Below are 16,532 nucleotides of genomic sequence, written 5' to 3'. Positions count from 1 at the left end.
ACGAAATGACCAAAGACGTCACGTCCGCCATTCGCCCCGCGATCGTCATGACGATCCTGTTCGCGCTGTTGCTCGGGATCGTTTATCCTCTCGTCATGACCGGCATGGGACAGGCCCTGTTTTCCGCCCAGGCGAACGGCAGTCTGGTGCGCGACGCGGGCGGCAAGGTCGTCGGCTCTACCGTCGTCGGTCAGGCCTTCACCACCGATCGCTATTTCCAGACCCGCCCCTCCGCCGCTGGCAAGGGCTTTGACGGCCTCGCATCCTCCGGCTCCAATCTCGGCCCCGCAGCGCAGGCGCTGGTCGATCGCGTGAAGGCGGATGTGGCGAAGCGCCATGCCGAGGGTGCGACGGGTAGCATTCCGGCCGATCTCGTCACCGCCAGCGGTTCCGGGCTCGACCCCGATCTGTCGCCGGCAGCGGCGCTGGCACAGGCGCCCCGGATCGCACGGGCGCGCGGATTGCCCGAGGCCCGTGTCCGCACGCTCGTCGATGCACAGACCGAGGGATCGGTGCTGGGCGAACCCCACGTCAACGTCCTGGCGCTCAATCGCGCGCTGGACGCTGCCGGCCGCTGATGCCGGTTTCGGGGGCGACATCGGACGCGGGACGACCGGATCCCGATGCCCTCCTGCGTCAGGTAGGGCAGGAGGGGCGGGGGCGGCTGAAGATATTCCTCGGCGCCGCCCCCGGCGTCGGCAAGACGTACGAGATGCTGTCGGAGGGCGCATCGCGGCGGCGCGACGGCGTCGATGTGGTGGTCGGCGTGGTCGAAACGCATGGCCGCATCGAGACGGAGGCGCTGACCAGAGGACAGGAGATCATCCCTCGCCGCGACGTAGCCTATGAAGGCCGCGCGCTGAGCGAGATGGACATTGACGCCATCCTCGCCCGCGCACCCCGCCTCGCGCTGGTCGATGAACTGGCCCACACCAACGCGCCCGGCAGCCGGCATCCCAAACGGTATCAGGATGTCGAGGAACTGCTCGCCGCTGGCATCGACGTGTATTCAACCGTCAACATCCAGCACGTCGAAAGCCTGAACGACGTCGTCGCCAGCTTCACCCGCGTCCGCGTGCGCGAAACCGTGCCCGACCGCATCCTCGAAATGGCCGAGATCGAGGTCGTCGATATTCCCCCCGACGAACTGATCGAGCGGCTGAAGGCGGGCAAGGTCTATCTCCCGCACGAAGCGACACGCGCGCTCGGCCATTTCTTCTCCAAGTCCAATCTCTCCGCCCTGCGCGAACTGGCGCTCCGCCGCGCCGCGCAGGCGGTGGACGCGCAGATGCTCGATCATGTCCGCAGCCTGGGTGTCGGTGGCACCTGGGCGGGCAGCGACCGGATCGTCGTCGCGATCAACGAACTGCCCGGTGCCGACACGCTGGTCCGTGCCGCCAAGCGCGTCGCGGACAGCCTGCGCGCACCCTGGACCGCGCTGTTCATCGAGACGCCGCGGACGCAGCATTTCTCCGACGCGATGCACGCCCGCGTCGCCGCGACGATGACGCTGGCGACCCAGCTTGGCGCCGCCATCGCCACCGTCCCTGCCGCGCATGTGGTCGAGGGTATTCAGATGTTCCTCGCCGATGCGCGGGCGACACAGCTGGTGATCGGGAAGTCGCGGCGGTCGCGCTGGTTCGAACTGCGCCACGGTTCGGTCGTCGACCGGCTGGTCCGTGCCTCGCCCGACGTCACCGTCCACGTCCTGCCGATCGGTGAGAATGCGCCTCCGGCGGAGCGGCCACGCCGGCGTGGCCCCGGCTGGGGCAGCCCGATCGGATATGTCGCGGCGACCGTAATGGTGGCCGGCGTCACCGCTATGGCGAGTGCGCTGTTCCACATCCTCGATCTCGGCAACGTCGCGCTGCTGTTTCTCCTGCCGGTGATGGCCGCCGCCAGCCTGTATGGCCTGCGCACCAGCCTCTACGCCGGTCTGGCGTCGAGTATCGCCTACAACTTCTTTTTCCTGCCGCCGGTCGGCACGCTCAGCATCAACAATCCCGAAAACGTGGTTTCGATCTTCGTGCTGCTCGGCGTCGCCATCGTCACCAGCCAGCTCACTTCACGGGTGCGTGCGCAGGCCGATCTAGCGGCGGCAAGCGCCCGGACCAACGCCACGCTGGCGGGTTTCCTGCGCCAGATCATCAGCGTCGACGATACCGCCGTCGCGGCCCAGATGATTTGCGACGACGTCGCGCGGCTGCTGGGCGTGCAGGTGCTGCTGCTGTCGTCGTCGCCGGGCACCGGGCTGGCTATTCACGCCGCGACCGATGCCGGTTATCGGCTGGACACGATGGATCAGGCGGCGGCCGCCTGGGCGTTCGACACAGGGTCGGTCGCGGGCCGGGGATCGGGGACGCTGACCGCATCCGAATGGCTGTTCCACCCGTTGAAGGCCGGCGACCGGATCATCGCGGTGCTCGGCATCGCTAACGACAATGGCGGTGACCCGATCCGCGCCGATCAACTGCCGCTGCTCACCAGCCTGATCGACCAGTCCGCGCTCGTCCTCGAACGCCTGCGACTGGCGGCGGACATGCGCGACGTCGAGGCGGTCCGCACCCGTGACCGACTCCGCGCCGCGTTATTGTCGTCGGTCAGCCACGACCTGCGGACCCCGCTCACCGCCGTCATCGCCGCCGCCGACGCGCTCGAACACGGCGCCACGCCCGACCTGATCGCCACGATCAAGGCGGAGTCCGCCCGGCTGAACCGCTTCATCGCCAACCTACTGGACATGGCGCGGGTCGAGGCGGGAGCGCTGCGCCTGAATATCGATGCCGTCGACCTCAGCGACGCGGTGACCGGCGCGGCGCACGATGCCCGCCGCGCCTTGGAGGGTCACGCCATCCATCTCGACGTGCCGCCCGATCTGCCCTTGGTGCGCGTCGATCCGCAGCTATTCCATCACTGCCTCCTCAACCTCCTCGACAATGCCGGGCGTTACGGCGACCCCGGCACCGAGATCGTCATCCGCGGCCGCCACCGCTTCGGCGAGATCCGCCTGACCGTGCTCGACCGCGGACCCGGCCTGCCCGCCGGTCGCGAGGGTGAGGTGTTCGAGACGTTCCGCCGCCTCGAAGGCTCCGACCGCGCGGTCGGTGGCACGGGGCTCGGCCTCGCCATCGTCAAGGCTTTCGCCGAGGCGATGGGCATGACTGTCGAGGCCGGCAACCGCGACGATGGATCCGATACCGGCGCCGCCTTTACCCTCGTCTTCCCGTCCACCCTCATCGTGCGCGATGCCGCACCGGAAAGCGCCGTCTGATGCCTGCCAAGATACTTGTCGTGGATGACGAGGTGTCCATCCGCCGCCTGTTGCGCAACACGCTGGAACGCGCCGGTTACGACGTGGTCGAGGCGGCGGACGGCAAAACCGCGATCCACGTTGCGGCGGCGGAGCATCCTGGCGCCATCCTGCTCGATCTCGGCTTGCCCGATCGCGATGGTCTTGGCCTGATCCCCCTGCTGCGCGGCGGCGGCGACACGACCATTCTCGTCGTATCGGCGCGCGACGCCACCGACGAAAAGGTCGCCGCGCTCGATCTGGGTGCGGACGATTACGTCACCAAGCCGTTCGACACCGACGAACTGCTGGCACGCCTGCGCGTCGCGCTGCGTCATCGCGGGGCGGCGGACCCGGTGCCCAAGATCGTCCGCCGCGGCGAGCTGACGATCGATCTCGACCGGCGATTGGTCCATCGCGGCGCGGACGAACTGCACCTGACACGTAAGGAGTATGACGTGCTGGCAGTGTTGGCCCGGCATATCGGCCGGGTCGTCACCCACAACCGGATCATCGATGCCGCCTGGGGTGGCGATGACGATCCCCGCATCGAATATCTGCGCATCGTCATCCGCAACCTGCGCCAGAAACTGGAGGCGCCGGACCCCGTCGGCAGCGTCATCTCGAACGAACTGGGAGTCGGCTATCGCCTGCGCGCGGACACCTGACGCGACCGCTCACGCTGCCTGCGCGAACACCGTCTTTAGCAGCGCGTCGACGCCGCTGCCCTCAACAGGACGGCTGAAGAAATATCCCTGGATGTTGCCGCATCCCTGATCGCGCAGTTGCGCCAGTTGATCGCGATCCTCCACCCCCTCGGCGGTGGTCTCCATGTCCAGCGCGCGCGCTAGATCGACGATGGCGCGCACGATCGCCGAGCTGCTGTCGTTGGCCGCCAGATCGGTGATGAACGACCGGTCGATCTTTATCTTGTCGAACGGAAAACTGCGCAGATAGCTGAGCGAGGAATATCCCGTCCCGAAATCGTCCAGCGCCACGCGAACACCCATTTCGCGCAGCCGGTGCAACAGCGTCAGCACCGGCGTCTCGCCCGCCAGAAAGACCGATTCGGTAATCTCCACCTCAAGCCGATTGGGGGCAAGGCCGCTGCGCGACAGCGCCTGCAGGATCACCGCCTGAAAGCCGGGATGCCGGAATTGTAGGGGAGAGACGTTCACCGCGATCCGCACATGATCCGGCCACGCCGTGGCCTGACGACACGCCTCGTGCATCACCCATTCGCCGATGACGGTGATCAGGCCGATCTCCTCGGCCACCGGAATGAACTCCGCTGGGCCGACCTCACCGCGCACCGGGTGCGCCCAACGCAGCAACGCCTCGAACCCGCCGATCCGGTCCGCTTTCAGGTCGAAGATTGGCTGGAAATTCAGGCGGAACTGGCCGTTCTGCAACGCATCGCGCAGATCCACCTCCATCTGACGACGCTTGCGCGCCGCTTCGTCCAGCGATGCCTCGAAGAACCGGAAAGCGCCGCGTCCGTCGTGCTTGGCCCGGTATAGCGCCAGATCGGCGCTCTTGAGCAACTGGTCGGGATCGGCGCCGTCGCTTGGCCCGATTGCGATGCCGATGCTGATCGAACTGGCGATCTGGTGACCATCGACAACGATCGGCGTCTGTGTGGCGTTCAGAATCGACTGCGCCAGCGCGCGCGGACGATCGGCATCGAACGCGCCGCTCAGGATGATCGCGAACTCGTCCCCGCTCAGTCGCGCAACCATCCCGTCGGGCGCCAGGGCGTCGAGTACCTCGCCCACCTTGCGTAGCAACGCATCGCCGACCGGATGGCCCAGCGTGTCGTTGATCGCCTTGAACCCGTCGAGGTCCAGGCAAAGGATGGCCACCGATTCGCCGGCGCGCACGGCCCGGACGATCGATTGCTCCAGCGACTGGCGGAAGTAACTCCGGTTGGGCAGCCCGGTCAGCGAATCATGAAAAGCGATATGTGAAATGCGATGTTCGCGTTCGATGATTCCGGCGGACATCCGATTGAAGCTCTCGGCGAGTCGGCCGATCTCGTCATGGCCGCTGATGGCCACTTCGGTACGCTCGCCTTCCTCCAGCGTGCGCGCGGCAATATCGAGCGCCATGATCGGCCCGGCGATGTCCCCCGCCAGCCGGCGACTGGCGATCACCACCAGTACGATGCCGATCAGCCCGGCGAGCGCCAATCCGATGCGAAGCGGCAGGAATGGGGCCAGCGCCGCGCTCAGCGGATATCGGATCAGCAACGCCGCTTCGTCGCGCCCACCCGGTCCTCGCAGCGGCTTGGCAAGTGCGAAGGCCGAACCGTCCGCCAGCGACAGGGTGGCCAGTTGTCGTGTCTCTCGCGACGCCATGACCAGCGCGTCGATGGCCGGATCGGCGGCGATCGTGCCATCGATCGCGACCCAGTGATCGCCGACATCCCGCCGCAGCATCGTCGCCTTCAGCGGGATCGCCGACAGCTTCTCCAGCCCGCTCATCTCAGCAGTGTCCAGCGGCACGGCGAACACGACCCAGCCGATCTCGGTCGGCGCCAGGATCGGCGAGACGACGATACGGAACAGGTTACTGCGTGAAGCAATTACCGCATCCCGCCGATTGTCCTGCAACGCCGTTGGCAGCGTCGCGACGATCGGTGCCAACCCTGCCGCCGCCCCGATCACGCCGCCATTCAGATCGACCACCATCGCATATGGCACACCGGCCCGCGTGCGGAGCGACGCGAGTGCTGATTCGATCGTCGGTCGGTCCCCGCTCGCAACAGCGGCACGAAAACCGAAATCACGCGCCAGCACATCGGCCGAATCGATCAGCGTCTTGGCCCTTAGCTGCCATAAGCGATCATATACGCTGCCGCTGGCGATCAGCTCGGCCTGGACCGATGATTGCGCGTTCGCGCGAATCATGACCTGCGCAGTGATCGCCAGCAACGCCAGCGCGACCGCGAACAGGGCCGTGTAGAGAACAGCGAGCTTCGTTCGAAGCCGATAGAACCGTGGCACGCTGATCCGCATCAGCGGCGGATCGTCAGCGTGGTCGACAGGCCGGTGGTGGCGATCGTCGCGGACTGGACCAGGACGTTGCCCGGCGCACGGATGCCGGGCGACCAGACGCGGATCGTCGCCGCGCCGGCGGGAACGTCGGTCAGGGCGATACGGCCCGCGCCGTTCGTCTTCGCCGCGAACGGCGTTGTGGTGACGATAATGAACGCGTTCATCGAATCATGGATATTGCATCCCAGCGCCACGACGCCGGGCTGATCGAACACGATGCTGCGCTGATCCTCGCGCCCGTACAGCTTCAGGTCGAACTTCTTCGCCTTCGAGAATGAATAGACATGGTGGCGCACCGGATCACGATTGGGAAACGACACCGCCGCCCCGACCGGCACGATCAGCACATGCGGCTGAAACGCGATCGCCTTCTGCTCCATCACATAGCTGCCATGCGGCACGGCGCGCGGGCCACCCGCAACCTCGACCATCACCACCGCATCCGCCAGTGGCTGACCGTCCGCGCCGCGCACGTCGATCGTAACGGGGGCGGCCAGCGCCGGGGCGGGTAGCATCGACAGGGTCAGGAAAGCGATGAAGCGGTACATGGATCAACGCTTTACGACGGATCGCTTGCCAATCCGTGAAGCCACTATTTACCGAAAATAAACGACGATCGGTGACAAGGAACGCTCACCGGAGCCATCGATGTTCAAGTCAGCGTTACTTCTGCCGGTCGCCATCTTCGCGGCCTTTCCCGCCATGGCGCACGAACGCCGCGACGGCGGCAAGCTCTTGCTGACCGGCGGCGTCTCTAGCGTCGATGGCGCGGCCGGCGGCGGTCTGGCGACCTGGGCGCTGATCGCGGGGGACGAAACCGAAGATGGCCGGGGCGGCTCCGCCCATGTGACCTATGTCGCGCTGCCCGATTTCGACCTGTCCTCGGCCGGCGTGGCGGCGGGTCTCTCCAACCGGGTCGAGATTTCCTATGCCTATCAGCGCTTCGACACGCGCAAGGCGGGGGCGGCGCTGGGCCTCGGACGCGGCTTCACCTTCGGCCAGCATGTCATCGGCGGCAAGTTGCGGCTGGCGGGCGATGCAGTGTGGGATCAGGACCGGCTGATGCCGCAGGTGGCCGTGGGCGTGCAGTACCACATTGCCGAAAAAGCCCCCGTGCTGCGCGCGGTTGGTGCGCGCGAAAGCAAGAGCGCCGATTTCTACATCGCGGCGACCAAGATATTGCTCGCGCAGGGCATGGTCGTGAACGGCACCGTCCGCTTCACGAAAGCCAATCAGTTTGGCCTCCTCGGCTTCGGCGGCGACCGCCACCGCGGCCGCAGCGCGCAGTTTGAGGGATCGGCGGGCAAGCTGCTGGCCGCCAATTTGCTCGCCGGTGTGGAATACCGGACCAAGCCCGACAATCTCGGCTTCGCGCAGGAAGACGACAGCTACGACCTGTTCGTCGCCTGGGCGTTCCATCGCCACGCATCGCTGACCGCCGCCTATGTCGATCTGGGCGACATCGCCACCGTGAAGCGTCAGCGCGGCCTGTTCCTTTCCCTGCAAGGCAGTCTCTAGGATATCCGACCATGTCGTTCGTCCCGATCATCCTGCTGATGATGTCGCAGGCCGCAACGCCGCCGGGTGAGCAGCCCGTCGCGCCGTATCCGCATCACAACGCCAATGCCGGCGCCACGCCGTTTGCGGATGATCGGATGTGGCAGGCGTTCCACGAAAGCGCCGGCGTCGGCCGGATCGTGGACGATCTCGTCGCGACCAACATCGCCGATCCGCGCATCTCCGACATCTTCAAGGGGCAGGACATGATCCGCCTCCGCCGTACGCTGAAGGAGCAGTTCTGCTATCTGCTGAACGGCGGCTGCGACTATAGCGGCCGGACGATGGCCGCCGCCCATGCCGATATGGGCATCCAGGATGCCGACATGGCGGCGCTGGTCGAAAATCTGCAGGCCGCGATGCGCCGCGAGCATGTGTCCTTCGCGGCGCAGAACCGGCTGCTGGCGAAACTCGCGCCGATGCGCCGCACGATCGTGAAGCAACGCGATCTGGACCGGCGTTAAGAGAGGAGGCTGATCCCGGTCGTAACGCCGGGCTGTCCTACATCGACGCGAACGATTATTCCCGACCGACGACCGCTCTTTCTCCCCGTCTGTCCGACCCTGATATCCGCCCTCGCGCGTGCGCACGCGTACGTGGGTGTGACTTTCGGGACTTTCCGCATCCGTCGACCGGCGCGAAGGCCACCCGATCTGCCATCGTCAACGGCATCTTTACTACCTCCGGCTAGGCCGGCCTTCCCTTTTCGGATCGCTCCCTTGAACCAACCGATTTTCTACGACGCCACCGGGCGACGCGCGCTGTGGGTGCGCGGTACGCTGGCCCTCGCCGCCATCGCGGTCGTGGCCATCGCGGCATGGCTGTTGACGACGGTGATGACGATCGATCCGCGCAGTCCGCTGCGCTTCGCCGTGGATGACGCCGCGCCACAAGGCGTCGTCGATCCGGTGGCGGCATCGACGGCCAAGGGCGCATGGTTGCCGGCGGCGACACCGGGCGTATCGGCCGGGCGACCGCCGGTCATGGCGTTCTACATGCCATGGGACGAACCGTCGCGCCGGTCGCTCGCCGACCATGTCAGTCAGATCGACTGGCTGGTTCCCGGCCTCGCCACGGTCACCGGCGCCGATCACCGCTTCGTATATGAAAGTGACCCGGCGCTCCGCAAGATCCTCGCCACCGCCGAGCGATCTCCGCGCCTGCTGCCGATGGTGCAGAACGCCCGTGAAGACGGCGAATGGGACGGCGAGGCCACCGCCCGCCTGCTTGCCGACCCCGCCGCCCGCGCCGCCTTCATCGATCGCCTGACCGCTATGGTCGTGGCGGAACGCGGCGGCGGGGTGATGCTCGATCTCGAAAGCCTGCCCGCGACCGCGCATCCGCATTACCGGCAATTCCTGAGCGAGCTGCACGCCCGCTTCGCACCACGTGGCTGGCAGGTCGCGATTGCCGCCCCCGTCGCCGACCCCGATTGGGACCTCGCCGCCTATGCCCGCGTGGCCGATCGGGTGGTACTGATGGCGTATGACGAACACTGGATGGGCGGCGAGGCGGGGCCGATCGCCTCGCAACCCTGGTTCGCCGCTGTCGTCGCGAAAGCGGTCGCCGACACCGGCCGCGACAGGGCGATCGTCGCTATCGCCAATTACGCTTATGACTGGTCGCCGGGCCATCCCGAACCGCTGTCGATCGCCGCTGCCTGGAGCCTGGCGCGGCAGGCCGGCACCGGGCCGCAATTCGATGCGGCGAGCGGCAACAGCCATTTCGCCTATCGACGGGGTGGCGAGCTACACCGCGTCTGGCTTCTCGACGCCGTTACCGCCGCCAACCAGATGCAGGTGATCGCCCGCACCGGTGCCGCCGCAGTAGCCTTGTGGCGTCTGGGGACCGAGGACCCGCATGTCTGGACCGCGATGGCGGACGCCACACGGCCCGACTTGCGCGTCATCCCCGCCGCTCCCGGTGTCGAGGTTCGCGGCACGGGCGAGGTGATGCGTCTCGACGCCGCCGCCGCCGATGGCCGCCGTACCGTCCGCTACGACGACGCCGGCCTGATCCGCGACGCGGCGCTCACCCACCTGCCGACGACCGACGTCGTCCAGCGCGTCGGGGCGCACCGGAGGCTGGTGGCGCTGACGTTCGACGACGGCCCGGACCAGACGTGGACACCCCGCCTGCTCGACGTGCTGAAGCGCGAGGGGGCGCCCGCCACATTCTTCGTCACCGGCGCGAATGCGCTGGGGCAGGGCGACCTGCTGCGCCGGATCGTGGCGGAGGGCAGCGAACTGGGTAACCATTCGACCACCCATCCCGATCTCAGCCGACGCTCGGAGGCCACGATACGGCTGGAACTGAACGCTACCGAGCGTCTGGTCGAAGGCTATACCGGCCGCGCGATGCGTCTGTTCCGGCCGCCTTTTCTGGGTGACGCCGACCCCGATCGCCGCGACGAACTGCACGCCACCCGCGTCGCCGCCGGTATGGGCTATCTGACCGTCGGCCTGAACGTCGATCCGCTCGACTGGCAGGCACCCGGCGCCGCGGCGATCGTGGCGCGGACGATCGCGCAGGTTGAGGCGGGGACGACCGAACGACCCGCCCAGATCGTGCTGCTGCACGACGCCGGCGGCGACCGCGCCCAGACGTTGGCGGCATTGCCCGGCGTCATCCGGGGCCTGCGGGCGCGGGGCTATGATCTGGTCGGCGTCTCGCAGTTGGCGGGGCTGTCGCGGGATCAGGCGATGCCAGTGCTGGCCGGCAGCGCGCGCGCCGGCGCGTCGGGCACGCGTGGCCTGTTTGATGGCATGGCGGGCGTGCGCGACGTCCTGTCGGCCATGTTCGTCGCGATCATCGCGATCGGCATCGTCCGGGCACTGGCGCTGACCGCGCTGGCATGGGCGGCACGGCACCGTGGCGGCCCACCGGCGGCAGCCCCGCATCTGGTGCCGGGCTTCGTCTCCGTCCTGATCCCCGCCTTCAACGAAGCGCGCGTGATCGAAACATCGGTGCGCCGCATTCTGGCGAGCACCGGCATCCGGATCGAGGTGATCGTCATCGACGACGGGTCGAGCGATGGCACATCCGACGTCGTCACGGCCGCGTTCGGCATCGATCCCCGCGTCCGGTTGCTCACGCTGGAAAACGGCGGCAAGGCGCGGGCGCTGAACACCGCGCTGTCGGTGGCACGCGGCGACGTGGTGATCGCGCTCGACGCGGATACGCAGTTCGAGGCCGACACGGTGGCCCGGCTCACCCGCTGGTTCGCCGATCCCGCAATCGGTGCTGTCGCTGGCAATGCCAAGATCGGCAATGCCGTGAACCTCATCACCCGCTGGCAGGCGGTGGAATATGTCACCGCGCAGAACCTCGAACGCCGCGCGCTCGCCGCACTCGGCGCGATCACCGTCGTTCCCGGCGCGGTCGGGGCGTGGCGGCGGACGGCGCTGGACGAGGTGGGTGGCTATCCAGTCGATACGCTGGCGGAGGATCAGGACCTGACAATCGCGATCCAGCGCACGGGCTGGCGCGTCGCCTGCGACATCGACGCCATCGCCTGGACCGAGGCACCGGAAACCGCGCGCGCGCTATTCCGCCAGCGTTTCCGTTGGGCCTATGGCACGTTGCAATGCCTGTGGAAGCACCGTGCGCTGATCGGTCGCGGCCGTCCGCGCGGATTGGCGATGATCGGCCTCCCACAGGCGATCCTGTTCCAGTTGCTGTTCACGCTCGCCGCGCCGTTGATCGATGTGGCGCTAATCGGCAGCATCGTCGGCACCGTCTGGCGCGTGGCCGATCGCGGCTGGGCGCTGGCGGGGGGCGATGCGATGACCGTCGCGGCGTTCTGGGCCGCCTTCACCGCGATCGATCTGGCGTGCGGCTGGGTCGCGTTCGGGCTTGACCCGCGCGAGACGTCGTTTCCCGCGATGCGCCTGCTCCTCCAGCGCTTCGGCTATCGCCAATTGCTCTATGCGGTCGTCCTGCGCGCCGTGTTCGCCGCGTTGACCGGCCCGCGCGTCGGCTGGGGAAAGCTGGAACGAAGCGGCCGGGTCAGCATCGCCGCGCCGGTGGCGGTCCCCATGCCGGACCGCGCACCGCTGCCACTGCCGAAGGCGGCGTGAAGGATTAGCGTATGCCCGGCTCCAACTCGATCAGCACCACGCCCTGCCGCGGCACGGTCAGGCCGATGGATGCGCGACCGCCGCGCGTCTCGATCCGTTGCGGCGCCTCGGCGGTCAGGGTGGCGGCACGCGCCAGTTGTGCATAGCGATCGGCGTCGGGTGCGATTGGTGATCCCATCGCCTTCCACGCGGTGAAGGCATTGGCGTGCGTCGCATCTACCCGCCACATCCGCATCGCTCGCGGTGTGCCGCCCAATCCCGTCACCGCGATCTTTACCTGAGCAGCGGGTCCGGCGATGTCGTCGTCGTGATAATGCGATGCCAGAATGGCGACCCGTCCGGCGGCATCGCGCGTCGCGATCGCGGCGACATCGGGAGTGCCGCGAACGCCATCGGCGATCATCGTGGCCAGCGGCACCTCGCCACTGCTTGTCGTCGCCAGCCGCTCCGGCCCTAGCCTGGCGAACAGCCGGAACACGTTCAACACGGGCAGGTCGATGCCGTTGGTCGCCAACTGGCGATAGCCGGCGAACCATGGCTGGTCCTCGAACGTGAACGCCCAGGTCAACGCGCCCTCCAGATTGACGCGGTGCTTCGCCGCCAGATCCCAGATGCGGGCGAAACTGGCGGCGGTGTAGCTCGAATACATTGTGCCGTTGCGATACGCGTTCTGCGCGCCGGGGCAGGCGGCGCATCCTTCCGGATCGCTCTCTCCGATCACGATCGGCTTATCCTTCAACTCCGGCACCGCCGCGATCTTGGCGAAACCCGTGTCGACGCCGCGTAGATGGTTGGCGATGCCCATTCGGACGTGGCCATCGACGAAGCTCGGGCTGCCCTTGGCATGGAAGGCGAGGAAGTCAGTCGGCGTCCCGACCTTCCCCGTCGCGAAGTTCTTGCCGCGCGCCACATGCGCCAGAAACGCGTCCATGAATGCGCCGCCCGACCCCGCCACATCGGGGCCACCGACCCGCGCATCGGGCAGCGCGCGTCGGACCGCGTTGATCGCGGTGTCGTGCAGGCGCTGGAACTCTTCGGGCGTGCCGGTCCAGTAGGACGGGCCGTTCGGCTCGTTCCACACCTCAAAATACCAGTGGCGCACTTCATCGGCACCGTATCAATCGACGTTGTGGCGCGTCCAGCGATAGACCAGTTCGGCCCACTTGCCGTAATCGCGCGGTGGCGCGTTCCATGCTCCGCCGATCAGTTCATAGGCGAAACCGGGCCGCCAGCCATGCTGATACGGCGTCCCCGCCGGCGCGCTGGACAATGCTTGCGGCATGAAGCCGACCTGCAGATATGGGCGCACGCCGCGGGCCAGATAGGTATCGATGATGCGGTCGACGACGGTGAAGTCGTAGATCGGCTTGCCGTTCCGGTCCTCGGTGTAGATGTTGGTGCTGCCCCATTTGAACGCGGGCGTGCCGTCGCCGGTGTTCAGCAGATTGTGCGCCCGGAAATAGATCGCACCGGGCCTGAGCGCGCCCAGATCGGCGATCAGTTTCCGCCCGTCCTTCATCGTCGCATAATTGGGTTCGTCGGCGCCAAAGAAGCGTCAGATTGGTGGCAATGTGCCGGTCGATCGGCTCGCATTGACCGTGATCGTGACCGGTCGCGTCGTCGGGGTCTGCGCCTGTCCGGCCGTACCGAAGGTAAGCGCCAGCGCGGCGGCCCTCATGATCGTGGTCGTCATGGCATGCTGCTCCCTCGTAATGCCCGGTCGTCGCGCGGGGCCTGCCGGATCATCGCCCAACTTCCTCCGCTGCGCCAGTGCCACCGTTTGCAACCTTCTGGCGCTTGCCGGTTTGAGCGGGCATGAAAGGCACACCAAGGATGTTATGGGAGTGATAATCCGGTGGCGAACGATCACGACAGGCGATCAACCATCACCGATGAACTCGTATTAGGCGCGCGCCAACTGATTGCCGCCAAACGGGTTCTCGCCGCGGCGATGCCACGCGGTTACGTCCATGATTACGCCATCCTGATTCTCTACAGCCTCTACATCGCCGCCGCGCAGGACACCGCAATGACCGCGCCTGAAATATCGGCGGCAACCACCGGCGACATGCCGATTACCCGACGCTGGATGAGCGCAATGGAGAATGATGCGCTGGTCGAAGCGGTCGATGCCGCCGCGCACCCGGTTCGCTGGCGACTAACCGCGATCGGGATCGACAAGGCGACGGCGACCCTGATGGCGATCGCCCGTGCGCGGCACATCTGCCGCATGGAGGCGACGCTGCCTCCCGCCGCCACCGATCATCGCACCAGTAGAATTTAAGGATCGATCTATCCCGGCTCAAGCGCCGGGCTGATTCTTGACCGACACCGGCTGCACTTGGGCATAGGGCATGATGAGTGATCCATCGGGCGCGGCGGTAAATGTGGTTTGCGTGGGATAGGGGATGACGATTCCTTCCACCGCAAACCGTCGCATCAGCGCCACCAGAATGCGATCACGGGTCGAATGCGCGGTGGGCCAGTCGTCGCCCGGCACGTCGAACTGCAACGCGAAGTCGAGCGAGCTGGCGCCGAAACTCTCGAACCCGGCCCGCGCCACCTTGCCGCCCTCGCCCTCGACAATTTCGGTCAGGATTTGCGGTACGCGCGCCAGCGTATCGGGCGGCGTTTCATAGGCGATGCCGATCGTGAACGGCACGCGGACGTGATCGCGGTTGGAAATGTTCTGTATCTCCTTGTCGAGCAATTGCCGATTCGAGATCACCCGCATCTCGCCCCCGAACGATCGGATGCGCGTCGATTTTAGGCCGATCGACTCGATTACGCCCGTCGTCGTGTCGTACGACACCTTGTCGCCGCGCCGGAACGGCCGGTCGAAGATGATCGCTAGCGCCGCAAAAAGGTCCGCAAAGATGCCCTGTGCCGCTAGGCCGATCGCGATGCCACCCACACCCAGGCCCGCAACTAGACCGGTCACGTTGACGCCCAGATTGTCGAGCACCACGACAAAGGCGATCGCGAATAACGCAAACGTCACGAGCAGGCGGATCAGCCCCATCGCGGAGAGCAGCGCTTCGCCCGAATAATGCGCCGACTGGGTGCGATGCTCAATCGCGCCGAGGATGACCTCCCGTGCCCAGATCGCGAACTGGAAGACGGAGGCCAGCGTCCACAGAAAATTGACCGTCGTATCGACTTGGCTCGGCGCCCCTGCGTAACCCACGACCAGCTTGGCCGCGAGCATCAGCATGAAGAAATTGCCGGTCCTGACCAGCGCGCGACCGATGATCGATATCCAGCCCGCACGCCCCTGCGGATCGCGCGCGGCCAGCTTGCCCGCCACCCGCCGGGCGGCATGCAACGCAAGAACGATCGCCGCACCGATCCCGAAGGCGATCAGGATCTGCAGCCAATGCGTTTGCAGCCAAACCGTGCTGGCGGATGCCAGCCCGCGGGTATGCTCCTGCAACCCGTCGGTATCGATCAGTGGTGCAGCGGTGTTGGTAACGGAGGAAGTGGCCATGGATCTACTCATCAGGCGCCCGTCGCGGGACTGCCGGTTTCCAGAAAGGCGATGAGGCCGCGTTCCTCGCGGCTCAGATACCGCTTGGCGCGCGGCAAACGGACCGCCGCGCGGAAGGTCGATTGACCCTTTTTGACCAATGCGATGAGCGCCGGGTGAACATAGCTTTTGCGCGCGATCGCCGCGGTATTGCCCAGCCGGGCGACCACCGGTTCCAGCATTGTCTTCAAACTCAGGTCGCGCTCCGCCGAGGCGAGCGCCTCGAACGCGGTCACGCTGGCGCACCATGTGCGGAAGTGCTTGGCAGTGAAGTCGCGGCCTGACGCTTCCTTGATATAGGTGTTGACGTCGGATGACGTGACGGGATGGGCTACACCCTCGGCATCGACCCAAGCGAACAGATGCTGCTCGTCCAGATCCTGCATCGACCTGACGGTCCGCGCGAGGGCGCGGTCGGTGATCTTCGTATCACGTTCCTTACCCGATTTACCCTTGTATCTTAATCTCAGTGTCGCGCCCTTCACCTCGCCGTGCCGCTTGCGCAGCGTCGTTGCGCCGAAGCTCTTGTTTGCCTGGGCATACGCCTCGTTGCCGACGCGCAGATGGCCGACGTCGAGCAGGCGCACGATGGCCGCGACGGCGCGATCCTTGCACAGCCTGCGTTTGCGCAGATCACTTTCGATCCGCTTGCGGATGCTGGGCAGACAATGACCGAAATCGGCGCACAACTCATACTTCGCTGCCTCCTGCGCCTCGCGAAAGCCGGTGTGATAGCGATACTGCTTGCGGCCCTTTTCGTCCCAGCCGACCGCCTGGATATGGCCGTTCGCCTTCGGATTGAACCAGGCGTCGCGATAGGCTGGCGGCAGACCAACGGCGTCCAGGCGGTCGATCTCATCGCGGTCGGTGATGCGCTCGCCATCGACCCCATAATAAGCCCATCCATTGCGGACCTTGGCCCGCGTGATGCCGGGTTTCGAGTCGTCTGAGTACACGATCCTGCCAGCCATCGACTCTCCTTCGATCCGTCACGGACGTTTCATCATGGCCAATGCGCAAGGTCG

Annotated in this window: 12 protein-coding genes and 1 pseudogene; 7 read left to right on the top strand and 6 right to left on the bottom strand. The window is 66.5% G+C overall.

The window, feature by feature from the left end; genetic code table 11:
• Window positions 1-5 precede the first annotated feature (5 nt).
• The 3 genes from kdpC to ASG67_RS13285 are packed head-to-tail and all read left to right on the top strand — an operon-like array spanning window position 6 to window position 3,957.
• On the top strand, window positions 6-578 hold the full coding sequence (kdpC, locus tag ASG67_RS13295) for a potassium-transporting ATPase subunit KdpC (protein ID WP_056531090.1): 573 nt from the start codon (window positions 6-8) through the stop codon (window positions 576-578).
• Complete coding sequence (locus ASG67_RS13290) at window positions 578-3,271, top strand: sensor histidine kinase (RefSeq protein ID WP_056531088.1); 2,694 nt, start codon at window positions 578-580, stop codon at window positions 3,269-3,271. The genes kdpC and ASG67_RS13290 overlap by 1 nt, the downstream gene beginning before the upstream one ends.
• Window positions 3,271-3,957: a response regulator transcription factor gene (locus tag ASG67_RS13285; protein WP_056531085.1), complete on the top strand. Its 687-nt coding sequence runs from the start codon at window positions 3,271-3,273 to the stop codon at window positions 3,955-3,957. Before ASG67_RS13290 ends, ASG67_RS13285 begins: the two co-directional genes overlap by 1 nt.
• 9 nt (window positions 3,958-3,966) lie before the next feature.
• Here the strand turns inward: ASG67_RS13285 and ASG67_RS13280 are convergent, their stop codons facing one another.
• Both ASG67_RS13280 and ASG67_RS13275 read right to left on the bottom strand, forming a co-directional pair.
• Complete coding sequence (locus ASG67_RS13280; RefSeq protein WP_235535202.1) at window positions 3,967-6,294, bottom strand: putative bifunctional diguanylate cyclase/phosphodiesterase; 2,328 nt, start codon at window positions 6,292-6,294, stop codon at window positions 3,967-3,969.
• An 11-nt stretch (window positions 6,295-6,305) separates the two neighbouring features.
• Window positions 6,306-6,893, bottom strand: coding sequence for a methylamine utilization protein (locus tag ASG67_RS13275; protein WP_056531079.1), 588 nt, complete (start codon window positions 6,891-6,893; stop codon window positions 6,306-6,308).
• A 100-nt stretch (window positions 6,894-6,993) separates the two neighbouring features.
• On the opposite strand from ASG67_RS13275, the gene ASG67_RS13270 reads away from it, so the two are divergent.
• The 3 genes from ASG67_RS13270 (at window position 6,994) to ASG67_RS13260 (ending at window position 11,981) form a co-directional block, all read left to right on the top strand.
• Window positions 6,994-7,863 carry a DUF3034 family protein gene (locus ASG67_RS13270; RefSeq protein ID WP_056531076.1) on the top strand — a complete coding sequence of 290 codons (870 nt, stop codon included), beginning with the start codon at window positions 6,994-6,996 and terminating at the stop codon, window positions 7,861-7,863.
• 11 nt (window positions 7,864-7,874) lie between these two features.
• Window positions 7,875-8,366 carry a group I truncated hemoglobin gene (locus tag ASG67_RS13265; RefSeq protein WP_056531074.1) on the top strand — a complete coding sequence of 164 codons (492 nt, stop codon included), beginning with the start codon at window positions 7,875-7,877 and terminating at the stop codon, window positions 8,364-8,366.
• A gap of 255 nt (window positions 8,367-8,621) precedes the next feature.
• Window positions 8,622-11,981, top strand: coding sequence for a polysaccharide deacetylase family protein (locus ASG67_RS13260; RefSeq protein ID WP_056531070.1), 3,360 nt, complete (start codon window positions 8,622-8,624; stop codon window positions 11,979-11,981).
• A gap of 4 nt (window positions 11,982-11,985) precedes the next feature.
• Here the strand turns inward: ASG67_RS13260 and ASG67_RS13255 are convergent.
• A pseudogene (locus ASG67_RS13255) lies at window positions 11,986-13,500 on the bottom strand (GH39 family glycosyl hydrolase).
• 36 nt (window positions 13,501-13,536) lie between these two features.
• Complete coding sequence (locus ASG67_RS19550) at window positions 13,537-13,674, bottom strand: hypothetical protein (protein ID WP_235535201.1); 138 nt, start codon at window positions 13,672-13,674, stop codon at window positions 13,537-13,539.
• A 162-nt stretch (window positions 13,675-13,836) separates the two neighbouring features.
• Here ASG67_RS19550 and ASG67_RS13250 point away from each other — a divergent pair, with 162 nt between their 5' ends.
• Window positions 13,837-14,265 carry a hypothetical protein gene (locus tag ASG67_RS13250; RefSeq protein ID WP_056531067.1) on the top strand — a complete coding sequence of 143 codons (429 nt, stop codon included), beginning with the start codon at window positions 13,837-13,839 and terminating at the stop codon, window positions 14,263-14,265.
• Window positions 14,266-14,283: 18 nt separating this feature from the next.
• Here the strand turns inward: ASG67_RS13250 and ASG67_RS13245 are convergent, their stop codons facing one another.
• Both ASG67_RS13245 and ASG67_RS13240 read right to left on the bottom strand, forming a co-directional pair.
• Window positions 14,284-15,468, bottom strand: a complete 1,185-nt coding sequence (locus ASG67_RS13245) for a mechanosensitive ion channel family protein (RefSeq protein ID WP_056531064.1) — start codon at window positions 15,466-15,468, stop codon at window positions 14,284-14,286.
• 11 nt (window positions 15,469-15,479) lie between these two features.
• Entirely contained in the window at window positions 15,480-16,478 is a 999-nt protein-coding gene (locus ASG67_RS13240) for a DNA topoisomerase IB (protein WP_056531062.1), read from the bottom strand.
• Window positions 16,479-16,532 lie beyond the last annotated feature (54 nt).

Source organism: Sphingomonas sp. Leaf339 (assembly GCF_001426195.1).
Taxonomy (GTDB): domain Bacteria; phylum Pseudomonadota; class Alphaproteobacteria; order Sphingomonadales; family Sphingomonadaceae; genus Sphingomonas.
This window is presented reverse-complemented; position numbering and strand designations above follow the sequence as displayed.